Source organism: Brachybacterium aquaticum (genome assembly GCF_014204755.1).
GTDB lineage: Bacteria > Actinomycetota > Actinomycetes > Actinomycetales > Dermabacteraceae > Brachybacterium > Brachybacterium aquaticum.
In genome coordinates this window covers 230,222-241,970 of sequence record NZ_JACHLZ010000001.1, presented here as the reverse complement: position 1 = coordinate 241,970, position 11,749 = coordinate 230,222, and the positions used below count along the sequence as shown (strand labels likewise).

Genomic DNA, 11,749 nt, shown 5'->3' with positions numbered 1-11,749 from the left:
CCGCTGCCTCCGCCTCTTCTCCGTTGCCGCTCGGCAACCTGCCGTTCATGATATCGACGTCCCCAGGAACGTCCCACCGCAGCGCGACGTCCTCCTTCCGGACGCGAGCGTCGTGGTCGCCGGGCAGCGCCACGGGCACGATGCGGCCCTTCAGAGCTCTCCCCGGTGGCTCTCGACCGTGCGAGCGAGGCCCTCGTCCAGAGCGACTTCGGGGCTCCACCCCAGGGCGGCGAGCCGTGCGCTGCTGAGCCCCAGCGCCTTCGTCGCGGCGTACCGGCCGGTGGTGTCGGAGGGCCGGGTGTGCACCTGGAGACCGAGCTCCGGGCGCACCTTCGTGAACGCCTCCGCGAGCTCGCGGATCGACACGAGACCGTCGGCGTCGGAGACGTTGTGGACCATCTCCTCGGCCACGAGCACGGTGTAGTAGAGACCGGCGATCGCGTCCCCGACGTAGGTGTAGGTGCGCTGCGAGCTGCCGTCGCTGTTCAGGACGATGTCCTCCCCGGCGAGCACCTTGGACGTGAACTCGGCCTGCACCCGGCCGTCGTCCAGCGCCATACCGGGACCGTAGATGTGGCCGAAGCGCGCGATCCTGCAGCGGATCCCGTGCTGCGCGGCGTAGGCCGCGCACAGCGTCTCCGCGGCCCGCTTCCCCTCCGGGTAGCACGCCCGCGGCGTGAGGATGTCGAAGCCGCCGTAACTGTCCTCCTCGATCAGCTCGACGTCCTCGCCCTGGGCCCCGTACACCTCGGAGGACGACATCAGCGAGAAGGTGCTGCCCTTCCGGACGGCGAGGTCGAGCAGGTTCATCGTGCCGAGCAGATTGGCGCGCATCGTGCCGATCGGATCCGCGCTGTGCAGCGAGGGACGTGCCGCGCTCGCCCCGTGGATGATGAGGTCGAGGGGGCCGTCCACCTCCAGCGGCGCGGCCACGTCCTGCACGATGAGGCGGAAGTCCGCTCGGTCGACGACGTCGGCCAGGGCGCGCCGCGCCTTCTCCTCGTTGCGCACGAGCCCGAGCACCGTGATCCCGGCGTCCCGGTCGTCGTTGAGCCCGAGTAGCGTGCGCACCGCATAGGAGGGGAGCATCCCGCTCGCCCCGGTGACGAGCACGGTCGAGCCGGCGAGGTCACCCCAGGGGAGATCGCGCGCGAGCACGCGTCCGATGTCCTCGCGGATCACTGGATTGGTCGACGGCATGGTCAGAACCCCACAATCTGCTGGTTCTCGATGAGCTCGAAGTACGTCCGGCAGATGTAGAAGTCCTCCGCCGTCGTGATCTTGATGTTGGAGACGGGACCGTCGACACGATGCAGCGGGGTGTGGCCGAAGTCCTTCATCACGGAGCACGAGTCGATCGTGTCGTCCTCCCCATGCGCGACCGCCGCGTCGTACGCCTCGAGGATCTCCCCCAGCCGGAAGCTCTGGGGGGCGCGCGCGGCGAAGAGGTTCTCCCTCGGGATGATCGCTCCGACCTCGCCGTCGTCACTGGCGATGATCGTCTCGTTCACCTTCGAGCAGGTGATCGCCGTACCGTGCTCGCGCACGGTGCGGATGTTCGCGCTGATCAGCTCCTCGTCGATGAGGGGGCGGACTCCGTCGTGCACCAGCACCACGGTGTCGCCCGGGCGCTCAGCGGCCACGGCCTGCAGGGCGCGGTGCCGGGACTGCTGTCCCGTGCCTCCTCCGTCGACCACCCACTTCACCTTGGAGAGCTCGTAGCGCGCGACGAGCTTCATGAAGTGGTCCCGCCATGTCGGGAGGATCGCGACGGCGACCGCCTCGATATCGGGATGATCCTCGAAGTGCTGGAGGGTGTGGACGATGATCGGGCGCCCGTTCACCTCGAGGAACTGCTTGGGCAGGGCCCGTGAGTTCATGCGCGTGCCGCTTCCGCCCGCGAAGATGATCCCGACGCTCATGACACGTTCTCCTTCACTGCCTGGTGCTCGTCCGTCCGGTCCGCCGAGGTCTCGTGGGGTGCCTCGAGCGACGGGACGTCGATCTGGTCCTGTCCCGCCACCGGGGAGCCGATGGGCTCGCCCAGGATGAGCCAGTCGATGACCCGGTCCGCGGAGTGGGTGTCAACGTGATCGAAGTTCTCGCGGACGAACTTCTCGCGCCGCCACTCCTCGTGGTCGCCGTCCTTCATCGCCGTCAGGAGCTCGTCGAAGGTGGTGCACACCTTCCCGGGAGCGGTCTCGACGTAGTCGCGGTGGAAGCCCCGCGTGGTCGAGTACACGTCCTTGTCGTAGGCGAAGAACAGCATCGGCCGTTCGAGGAGGGAGTACTCGTAGATGATCGACGAGTAGTCCGTGATCAGCAGATCCACCGAATGCAGCAGATCGTTGCCGTCGGGGAAGTGGGAGAAGTCGCGCAGGCGATCGGAGTACTCGGGAGGGATGGGGATGGGCTTGTTCACGAAGTGGTGCATCCGGAACAGGACGACGGTGTCGTCCCCGCAGGAGTCGTGGAGCGCCTCGAAGTCGATCCTGTCGTAGTCGTAGTAGCCGTCGCGGATGCCTCGCCCGCGGAAGGTCGGCGCGAAGAGGATGAGCCGCTTGTCCTTGAGATCCGGGTTCTCCCGGTAGAAGGATTCCTGCACCTCCTCGGTGCGCTGGGGGTCGAGGAAGGAATCGATCCGGGGCAGCCCCGTGGGGATCACCGCCTCCTCCTCGATGCCGAACACCTCGGCGTAGACGGGCACGAGGTGCTTGGAGCCGGTGATCGCGTAGGTGTAACGACGGTGGGCATTGTTCAGCTTCGGGGAGCCGTAGTTGCCGAAGCGGCTGTATCCCACCGCCTTGAACCCGCTGCCCGCGTGCCAGACCTGCACGATGGTGCAGTCCTCGGCCAGCTTGAGCGAGTCGAACATCGCGAAGTAGTCGTCGATGAAGACGAAGTCGGCCTCTGCCAGGAGCTTCACCGCACGCAGCGTCGTGCGCTTGTCGCTGGTGCTGGGGACGCGGAAGGATTCGCTGAACTCGAAGTCCTTGTCGAGGCCCCGCTCGATCATCCGGTCCCGGATGCGCAGGAGGTTGCCGCTGATCCGGGGGCGCTGCTCGGAGGCGAAGAGGATCCGGGGCTTCCGGTTCGCAGGGCGGTGCTCGCGGACGTATGTGTAGTACTTGGTGAGCGCCTTGTTCTTGTTCTTCCTGCTGGTCGCCCGCTTCCTCAGGCGCGAGGGGTAGGTGCGCAGGCGCTTCATCGGCCCCTGCTTCTTGGGCGCCTTGGAGCGCTTGAAGAGCTGGTAGACGCGCATGAGCAGGACCGGCGGATCCTCGGCCTCGGAGAACCCGAAGGAGATCGTGTAGCCGGTCCGGTTCGAGTCGTACAGGAACACCCGGGAGAGCTCCGGCAGGCGCTCTGCGCCGGAGAGGTCGTAGGTCGCCGCTTTCCCGCGCCCGCCGTCGACGCGCGGGATGAGCCGCCAGGTCCCGTCCGGGAACTGGCGACGACCGTTGAAGCGGGTGATGTTGATGCGGATCTCGTATTCGCGCCCGCCGAGGTGCGTCGCCTCGGCCACCTGGACATTCTTCTTGTCCACGAAGAGGAACTCGACGGCACCGCTCTCGATGTCCGGGAGGGAGGGCACTGAGGGGGTCTGTGCGGCGAGCTCCTGTTCGGCGGGGAGCTCGACGCGCCCTTCCGTCCCCGCCTCGGTGGAGAGCTGTCCGACACCGTCCCCCGCCGGTCCCTCCCCCTCGGCGATCGCAGCAGCCGCAGGATCGTCGGCCTCCGCAGCCAGCGCGGCGCCGACCAGCTCACCGGGGACGTCGGGGTAGTCGCCCGCCGAGTCACCGGGCGCGCTCTCGGGCAGCGGAACCGGGTCCTCGGCCTCCGAGAGCCCTCCTGCGTCGGGGACTGCCGGGTCATCGGTTCCTTCGAACGTCAGCCTGAGCGTCATCCAGATGTGGTCCCAGGCGATGTCCGCCACCTTCAAGCGCGCTGTCACTCGCTCGATGTCCTCTCCGTCGCGTCGTCCCTGCATCCCCGCCTGCGGTGCTCCGCCAGGAGCGTGCCTCAAGACCGCTCCGCCTCAGCACGGCGGCCCGCTCGCCCCGTCGCCGGAGATCTCCTCCGGGGGTGGCGTCGGCACGATGGTCATCCGCAGACCCGATGCGCCGTACATACTGTACGTCGGGTAGACGCAAGGTGGACGCACGATGAACTCCGGATGGATCCCGGGTGTCGCCGCAACCGTCCGCCGCCCCGGGACAAGCCGGTGGCCACGATGAGAACGGAGCACACGTGCCAAAGCTCAAGGTCCTCCTCCTGACGAACAACGATTCCGACAACGTCGGCGATCAGATCATCGAGGCCTCGGTGATCTCCCTGCTGAAGGGCGTCATGCTCAACCTCGGACTGGGGACGGATCAGTACACGATCTCCAGCCGGGCGGCCGGCATCATCAGCAAGAAGTACATGCAGACCAAGGACCCGGCCCTCCTCGCGGACGCCCGCAAGCTCATCTCCGGATCAGATCTGCTGATCTTCGGCGGAGCGCCGCTGTTCAACTACGCGTACCAGAACTTCTACCTCAAGACCATCACCACCCTCGAGCTCGCCGAGGAGTACGGGGTTCCCGTGCTGTTCTCCAGCATCGGGGTGGAGAAGTACGACGTGAAGAACGCGAAGTCGCAGCGGCTCAAGAAGGCCCTGCAGCTCCCCGTGGTGCGGCAGATCACCACCCGCGACGACCTCGAGTCCGTCCAGCGGTACACCGAGGAGACGGGGATCCCGGTCGCGCACGTGGCCGACCCCGCAGTCTTCGCGGATCTGGTCTTCCGGAAGCCGAAGGCTGGCACCCCCGCGGCACCCGAGAAGCGGCCCGCGGTAGCAGCGCTCGTCTCGCACCCCTCCCCCTCCGCCCTGCTCGCCGCTGCGAAGCAGGCCGCGCCCCCGCACCTGAAGGCACTGGTCAAGCAGGTGCGCCGGGGTGAGATCCCCTCTCCGAGGGCCCTTTTCCGTCCTGCATCCCCCGCTGCGCCCACCGCCTCATCCTCCCCCTCACCTGCACGCCCGAAGGCGCCCGCCGCCGCGAAGCCGCCGAAGAAGTCCGGACGCCGGATCGGACTGGTCGTGACGCGCGATGCGATCTTCAGGGACAACGGGATCGACTTCACCGAGGAGGAGCAGCAGGAGCTCTGGCTCGACATCATCGAGCGGCTCTCCGCCCGCGGGGACGACTACAAGCTCTTCACCACCGGCCACTTCTCCGACGAGGTGTTCCTCGACAACCTCGTCCGCACGCGCGGCGTCCCCGCCGGCAAGGTCTCCTTCACGATCAACTCCCCGGAGGAGCTGATCGCACAGCTCTCCGCCTGTGACGGGGTGATCGCATACCGCCTGCACGCGAGCATCACCAGCTTCGCCCTCTCCATCCCCTCCGTGGGGCTGTCCTGGAACTTCAAGGTCCCCTACTTCTACGACTCGGTCGGCTGCGGGGACCGTGCGATCGCTCCTGAGAACTGGAACGCCGAGCATGTCCTCGCCCAGCTCGATCGGGCGATGCGCGAGGGCGTCCCCAAGGACCACCAGGAGCTCATGGGGGTGTACGAGACGCTCTTCGAGGGCGTGAAGGGGGTCGTCGCACCCCAGAGCTCCCGCACCCCGTTCACCTACAAGGAGCTCGCGGAGAACCTGCCGCCCTATGGCGGCACGTCCCACAAGCAGTACAAGGAAAAGGTCCGCCGCAAGATGCGACGCTCCTACGACAGCTACAAGAAGAAGGACGTCGCCCTGGCGGCGACACGGGAGACCCTCGCCGAGGAGCGGGAGCAGAGGGCTGCGGAGGGGGAGTCCCGAGCCGAGGACGGTCGGCAGGCGCCCTGAGGTGAACGCGGTCGGCGGATTCCCGACCCCCGCCGACCGTGCGCGTCCCTCAGTCGTCCGTGAGGTTCCAGTACTTCTCGGACCTCTGCTGTGCCTCCGGAACACCATCGATCCCGGGCTCGCGGAAGGTCAGGACCGGGCGCTCCCATGCCACGTCGCGACGGACCACCTTCGCCGGCGCGCCGACGGCCACGCAGTTGTTGGGCAGGTCCCGCGTCACGGTGCTGCGCAGCCCCACGACGGTTCCGTCGCCGATGGTCACTCCCCCCATGACGACGACCTCCTTGCCGAGCCAGACGTGCTCCCCGACGTCGACGCTCCCTGCGGGGTTGGTGCGCTTGCCCGTGCGGACGTCGTAGATGGCATGGGAGTCGTCGGCACGGATGGCCACACCGGAGGCGAGCATGCAGTCGTCCCCGATCCTGACGCTCTGGCCTTCCGAGACCCGGATGAAGGTGCGCGTCTCCGCACCGACATTGGCGCCGATGTCGACCGTGCACTGGTGCCCGAGCCGCATCGAGAAGCGCAGACCGGTGCGCTTCTCGGAGGTCTCTCCGATGACGACCACGGAGTCGTCGCCGGAGAAGTCGATCGCGAGGTCGACGACCCGGGCGCTCGCCGCGACGACGAGCCTGTTCCCGGAGCCTCGGAAGGTGATCTTCACCTTCGCGGCCGACGGGAGGGTCCCTTCGAACTCGATCCTGTTGCCGCGCTGGTCGCGATAGGGCGTCAGTTCCTGCAGCACATCCATCGAGTTGTCCGTCTCCTGCTCGTCTCGGTCCGATCCGGCCGGACACGACCCTGCGCCGATTTCCCGGCGCGCGGCCTCCGACGCGTGCGCTGAATGCTAGTCGACGCTCAGGGTCGGATGATCGTCACCCCGGGGCGGGTGCGCTCGCCCAGCTCCACGAGCGCGTCGCACGCCTCCTCCAGCGAGATCGTGCGGGTGACCAGGTCCTGGGGGCGCAGGGACCCGTCGCGGACCAGGTCCAGCAGGCCCGGATAGTCCGCGGCGGCCATGCCGTGGCTCCCCAGCACCGCGAGCTCCTGCGAGATGACCCGCGGCATGGCCAGGCGCGGCGGGGCGGCGTAGAGCCCGATCTGCACGTGCCGTCCGAGCGGGGCGAGCGCGAGCAGCGCCGCGTCGGTCGTCGCCTCACGGCCGAGCGCCTCGACGGTGACCGTCGGCCGCTCCCCCGCCGCGGCGATGATGGCGTCGGCGACGGCCGCGGGCTCGAGGCCCCGCCCGTCAGCACCGCGGCTGTCGACGGTCTCCGCCGCGCCGTGGGCGCGGGCGAGCGCGAGCGCGCCGGGATCGATGTCGACCGCGATCGGGCGGGCGCCGAGCGCGGCGGCGATCATCACGGCCGACAGCCCCACGCCGCCGCAGCCGATCACCGCGACGGTCTCCCCCGCGCGCAGCCCCGCCCGGCCGGTCAGGCCGCGGTAGGCGGTGGCGAAGCGGCAGCCGAGCGTGACGACGGCCTCCGCGGGCAGGTCCTCGCCGACGGGGACGAGGTTGTGGTCGGCGGCGCGGATCACGACCTGTTCGGCCCAGGAGCCGTCGTGCGTGAAGCCGGGCTGGGTCTGGTCCGGGCAGATCTGGGAGGCACCGGCCCGGCACCACCGGCACCGCCCGCAGCCCTCGACGAAGGGGGTGGTGACCCGGTCGCCGACGCGCACGGAGGTCACGCCCTCGCCGAGGGCGGCCACGCGGCCGACGAGCTCATGGCCGGGCACGTGCGGGAGGGTCACGTCGCCGTCGTGGCCGGCGAAGGCGTGGTGGTCGGAGCGGCACAGCCCGGTCGCCTCGACGTCGAGCACCACGCCGCCCGGCGGGGCGAGGGGGGCGGGGACCTCGCGGACCTCGGGGCGCTGCCCGAACTGCTCGATGACGACGGCTCTCATGGGGAGGAGTCTGTCATCCCTCCAGCTCAGCCCTCTTGTCAGCCCTCTGCTCTGCCCTTGCGCCAGTACCCCATGAAGCTCACCTGCTTGCGGTCCACGCCGAGCTCCTTGACCAGGTGGCGGCGCAGGCCGGTGATGACCCCGGCCTCTCCGGCGAGCCAGGCGTAGAAGGGGCCGTGGCCCTCGGTGGTCTCCCACAGGATGGTGGAGTCGATGTCGACCTCCTCGAAGTCGCCGGGCTCGTGGGGCACGCCCACGGAGCACTCGGCACACAGCTCGGGCCGTTCGTCGAGGAGGGTGCGCACGGCGGGGTCGAGCAGGGTGCCGTGCGGGGCGTCGCCGCGCGGCAGCCAGGACACCTCGACGTCGGAGCGTGTGAGGATGCGCTGCGCGTCGGCGGCGTCGGGCACCTCGATCAGGGCGTGGCCGGTGAAGGATTCCGGGAGCGTCTCGAGGACCGCGCAGATCGCGGGCAGGGCGGTCTCGTCGCCGGCGAGCAGCACGCGCCGGGCGGTGCCGGGGCGGAACTCGATCCCGCCGTAGTCGGGGCCGACGAGGCGGGCGTTCGGGCCGAGCAGCGTGATCGGGTCGCCGACCTGCGCGGCGGCGGCCCAGCGGGCGGCGACGCCGGAGCCGGGGACGGCCGGCTCCTCGAGGTGGAGGACCATGTCGATGTCGAGCTCGGGGTGGGGGCCGAGGTTGCCGGGGTGCCCCGCGCCGCGCCATTCGCGGATCGAGTAGGTGCGCATCCAGCCGCGCTCGGCCGGATCGACCTGCAGCCAGCCCCGGTACCAGCCCTCGAAGGCCGCGGGCTCGGCGAGCGCGTCCGGGCGCAGCGCGGCGAGGTGGTCCTCGCGGGCGTCCGGGGCGGGGATGATCAGCTTGATCCGCACGTCCAGCAGCGGACCGCCCACGCCGAGGTGGTGCAGGTCCGGGCCGGTGAGGGTCAGGCGCAGGAGGTTCGCGCCGACCATGTGGCGGGCGGCGACGGTGAGCGGGAAGGCGAGCTGGGGGCTCGCCTCGAGGGCGGGAACGGCGGTGCTCGCGAGATCGGCGCGCGGGGCGGCGGTGCTCTCGAGGGCGGCGGCTGCGGGGGTCATGGGGTCCTCCTCGGGGACTCGGGGGGAGGCGCCCTCGCGGCCCAGCGGCAGCACCATGGGGGTGCCGGTGACGGGGTCGGGGGCGATGAGGGCCTCCAGCGCGAAGACCTCGCGGACCATGTCCGCGGTGATCACGTCGGCCGGAGCGCCCTGGGAGTGGATGGCGCCGCCGCGCACGGCCACGAGGTGGTCGGCGTAGCGGGCGGCGAGCTGGAGGTCGTGCAGGACGATGCCGACGGTGGTGCCGCGGGTGCGGTTCAGCTCCCGGACCACGTCGAGCACCTCGAGCTGGTGGGTGACGTCGAGGTAAGTGGTGGGCTCGTCCAGCAGCAGCACGTCGGTGCGCTGGGCGAGGGCCATGGCGATCCAGACCCGCTGGCGCTGCCCGCCGGAGAGCTCGTCGAGCATGCGCCCGGAGAGCTCGTCGGTGCGGGTGAGGGCGAGGGCCTCGGCGACGGCCTGCTCGTCCTGGTCGGTCCACTGCGGGAACAGCCCCTGATGGGGGTACCGTCCGCGGGTGACGAGCTCGCGCACGGTGACGCCATCGGGCGCGAGCGGGGCCTGGGGCAGCAGCCCGAGGCGCCGGGCGAGCTCCTTGCCGCGCAGGGAGTGGATGTCGGTGCCGTCGAGCCGTACTTGGCCGCGCTGCGGGGGCAGCAGGCGCGAGAGTCCGCGCAGGAGGGTGGACTTCCCCGAGCCGTTGGCGCCGACGATCATCGTCACCTTCCCCTCGGGGAGGGTGAGGTCGAGGTCCTCGACGACGACGCGGTGGTCGTAGGCGAGCTGGAGGGAGGCGGCGGTCAGCTGGGCCATGGGGTCACCTGTCCCTTCCGGGGGTGCGGGAGCGCACGAGCATCCACAGCAGGAACGGCGCTCCGAGCGCTCCTGTGATGACGCCGGCCGGCATCTCGACCCGGCCGAAGAGGTTCTGCCCGGCCACGTCGGCCGCGAGCACGAGGACCGCGCCCACCAGCGCGGACAGGGCGAAGGTGTGCCGGCCCGCGAGCAGCCGCGCGAGCGGCCCCGCGAGGAAGGCGACGAAGGCGAGCGGCCCCGTGACCGCGACGGTGAAGGAGCTCAGCAGCACGCCGACGAGCACGAGGGCGATGCGGGTGGCGGGCACGGGCAGGCCGAGGCTCGCGGCGGTGTCGTCGCCGAGCTGGAGGATCCGCAGGCGGCCGACGAGCGCGGCGAGCACGGGGATCAGCACCACGAGCGCGGCGGCGAGGATCCCGGCGCGGGGCCAGGTCGCACCGGAGAGGGAGCCGACCAGCCAGTGCATCGTCTCGCCGGCCTGCTGGGTGGCCATGCGGCTGAGCAGGTACTGCACGAGAGCGGTGAGGGCGGCGGCGACGCCGATGCCGACCAGCACGAAGCGGTCGTCCACTGCGCCCGCTCCCCCGGCGCCGGGGCCACCGGGGCGGTGCGCGCGGGCGACCCACAGCACGAGCAGCGCGGTCGCGATCCCGCCCAGCAGCGTCCACCAGAACAGGGCGAGCCCCTGCGCGTCCAGGAGCGCCATGGCGGCGACGGCCGCGGCGGAGGAGCCGAGGGTCACGCCGATGACGTCGGGGCTCGCCAGGGGGTTGCGCAGCAGGGTCTGGAAGACGGTGCCGGAGAGCCCGAGCGCCGCGCCGCCGAGGGCGCCGACGACGGCGGCGGGCAGGCGGTCGTCCATGACGATGAAGGAGATGCCGGGGATCTGCTCGCCGAGCAGGGCGCGCACCGCGAGGTCGGCGTAGACGAAGGGGGTGCCCAGCAGCACCCGGGCGATGACGAGGGCGAGCACCGCGGCGGCGAGCACGGCCACGAGCAGCCACCGCCGGGCGGGACGGGTGCGGCTCGTAGTACCGGTGGCGCCGGTAGTGCTGGTGCTGCCGGCGGTGCGGGCGGTGCGGGCGGTGTTCACAGCGCCACCCGTTTCCGGGTGCGGATCAGGACGAGGAAGACGGGCACGCCGAGCAGGGCGGTCATCACGCCGACCTGCACCTCGGCGGGCGGGGCGATGACGCGGCCGACCACGTCGGCCAGCAGCAGCACGGTGGGGCCGACGAGCAGGCACAGCGGCAGCAGGCGGCGATGATCGGCGCCGACGAGCAGGCGCACCGCGTGCGGGACGACCAGGCCCAGGAAGCCGACGGGACCGGCGAGGGCCACGGCCGCGCCGACCAGGAGCACGATCCCGATGCCGAGCACCACGCGGGTGCGGGCCACGTGCACGCCGAGGCCGGTGGCGGCGTCGTCGCCGAGGGCGAGGGCGTTCAGGGCCCGGGCGGGCAGCAGCACGAGCGCGGCGCCGAGCAGCAGGGCGGGGGCGACGGCGGCGAGGTCGCCGAGGTCGCGGGCGCCGAGCACGCCCACCTGCCAGGCGCGCATCCGGTCCAGCGATCCCTGGTCGAGGACGACCAGGGCGCTGACCACGGAGCCGAGGCCGGCGGTGACGGCGGCGCCGGCGATCGCGAGGGTGATGGGGGTGGCGCCGGAGCGGGTGGCCGAGGCGATGGCGTAGACGGTCACGGCGGCGAGGGCGGCCCCGGCGAAGCCGGCGACCATGAACTGGGTGACCTGGGAGATCGACAGCAGGTAGACGCCCAGCGCCACCGCGGCGGAGGCCCCGGCGTTCAGCCCGAGGATGCCGGGGTCGGCGAGCGGGTTGCGGGTCATGCCCTGCAGCCCGGCGCCGGCGAGCGCGAGCGCCGCACCCACGGCGAGACCGGCGAGGGTGCGCTGGAGCCGGCTGGCGAGGACCGCATGGTCGGCGCTGGTGGGGTCGAAGGCGACGAGGGCCTGCCACACCGTCCCCGGGGGCACGGTGCGGGCGCCCACCAGGAGGGAGAGGAGGCACGCGATCGCCAGGGCCACGACGGCCCCGGCGATCGCGAGCGCGGTGGTGCGGCGCGGCACCG

9 protein-coding genes are annotated in these 11,749 nt (G+C 71.2%); 1 reads left to right on the top strand and 8 read right to left on the bottom strand.

What is annotated here, in order from left to right:
• Positions 1–150: 150 nt before the first annotated feature.
• Genes HNR70_RS00965 through HNR70_RS16345 form a run of 3 tightly spaced genes read right to left on the bottom strand, consistent with a single transcriptional unit; the run spans position 151 to position 3,955 of the window.
• Positions 151–1,158: an NAD-dependent epimerase/dehydratase family protein gene (locus tag HNR70_RS00965; RefSeq protein ID WP_312857530.1), complete on the bottom strand. Its 1,008-nt coding sequence runs from the start codon at positions 1,156–1,158 to the stop codon at positions 151–153.
• Between the two features lie 44 nt (positions 1,159–1,202).
• Entirely contained in the window at positions 1,203–1,922 is a 720-nt protein-coding gene (locus HNR70_RS00960) for an IspD/TarI family cytidylyltransferase (RefSeq protein WP_184324006.1), read from the bottom strand.
• The gene (locus HNR70_RS16345) at positions 1,919–3,955 is read right to left on the bottom strand and encodes a CDP-glycerol glycerophosphotransferase family protein (protein WP_184324005.1); all 2,037 of its coding nucleotides are present in this window, start codon (positions 3,953–3,955) and stop codon (positions 1,919–1,921) included. Before HNR70_RS16345 ends, HNR70_RS00960 begins: the two co-directional genes overlap by 4 nt.
• A 296-nt stretch (positions 3,956–4,251) precedes the next feature.
• Here HNR70_RS16345 and HNR70_RS00950 point away from each other — a divergent pair, with 296 nt between their 5' ends.
• Positions 4,252–5,835, top strand: coding sequence for a polysaccharide pyruvyl transferase family protein (locus tag HNR70_RS00950; protein ID WP_184324004.1), 1,584 nt, complete (start codon positions 4,252–4,254; stop codon positions 5,833–5,835).
• A gap of 49 nt (positions 5,836–5,884) precedes the next feature.
• On the opposite strand, the gene HNR70_RS00945 is transcribed toward HNR70_RS00950, so the two are convergent.
• The 5 genes from HNR70_RS00945 to HNR70_RS00925 all read right to left on the bottom strand — a co-directional run bounded on the left by HNR70_RS00945 (position 5,885) and on the right by HNR70_RS00925 (position 11,747).
• Positions 5,885–6,586, bottom strand: a complete 702-nt coding sequence (locus HNR70_RS00945; RefSeq protein ID WP_184324003.1) for an acyltransferase — start codon at positions 6,584–6,586, stop codon at positions 5,885–5,887.
• 107 nt (positions 6,587–6,693) lie between these two features.
• A complete protein-coding gene (locus HNR70_RS00940) occupies positions 6,694–7,743 on the bottom strand; it encodes an alcohol dehydrogenase catalytic domain-containing protein (RefSeq protein WP_184324002.1) in 1,050 nt (349 codons plus the stop codon).
• Between the two features lie 38 nt (positions 7,744–7,781).
• On the bottom strand, positions 7,782–9,656 hold the full coding sequence (locus HNR70_RS00935) for an SIP domain-containing protein (protein ID WP_184324001.1): 1,875 nt from the start codon (positions 9,654–9,656) through the stop codon (positions 7,782–7,784).
• Between the two features lie 4 nt (positions 9,657–9,660).
• Positions 9,661–10,752, bottom strand: a complete 1,092-nt coding sequence (locus HNR70_RS00930) for a FecCD family ABC transporter permease (RefSeq protein WP_312857529.1) — start codon at positions 10,750–10,752, stop codon at positions 9,661–9,663.
• A complete protein-coding gene (locus HNR70_RS00925) occupies positions 10,749–11,747 on the bottom strand; it encodes a FecCD family ABC transporter permease (RefSeq protein WP_184324000.1) in 999 nt (332 codons plus the stop codon). Before HNR70_RS00925 ends, HNR70_RS00930 begins: the two co-directional genes overlap by 4 nt.
• Between the last annotated feature and the right edge of the window lie 2 nt (positions 11,748–11,749).

Excerpts from the sequence above, each read along its gene's own strand:
- HNR70_RS00960 (WP_184324006.1), bottom strand. The coding sequence starts at position 1,922 with ATGAGCGTCGGGATCATCTTCGCGGGCGGAAGCGGCACGCGCATGAAC.
- HNR70_RS00945 (WP_184324003.1), bottom strand. The coding sequence starts at position 6,586 with ATGGATGTGCTGCAGGAACTGACGCCCTATCGCGACCAGCGCGGCAAC.
- HNR70_RS00940 (WP_184324002.1), bottom strand. The coding sequence starts at position 7,743 with ATGAGAGCCGTCGTCATCGAGCAGTTCGGGCAGCGCCCCGAGGTCCGC.
- HNR70_RS00935 (WP_184324001.1), bottom strand. The coding sequence starts at position 9,656 with ATGGCCCAGCTGACCGCCGCCTCCCTCCAGCTCGCCTACGACCACCGC.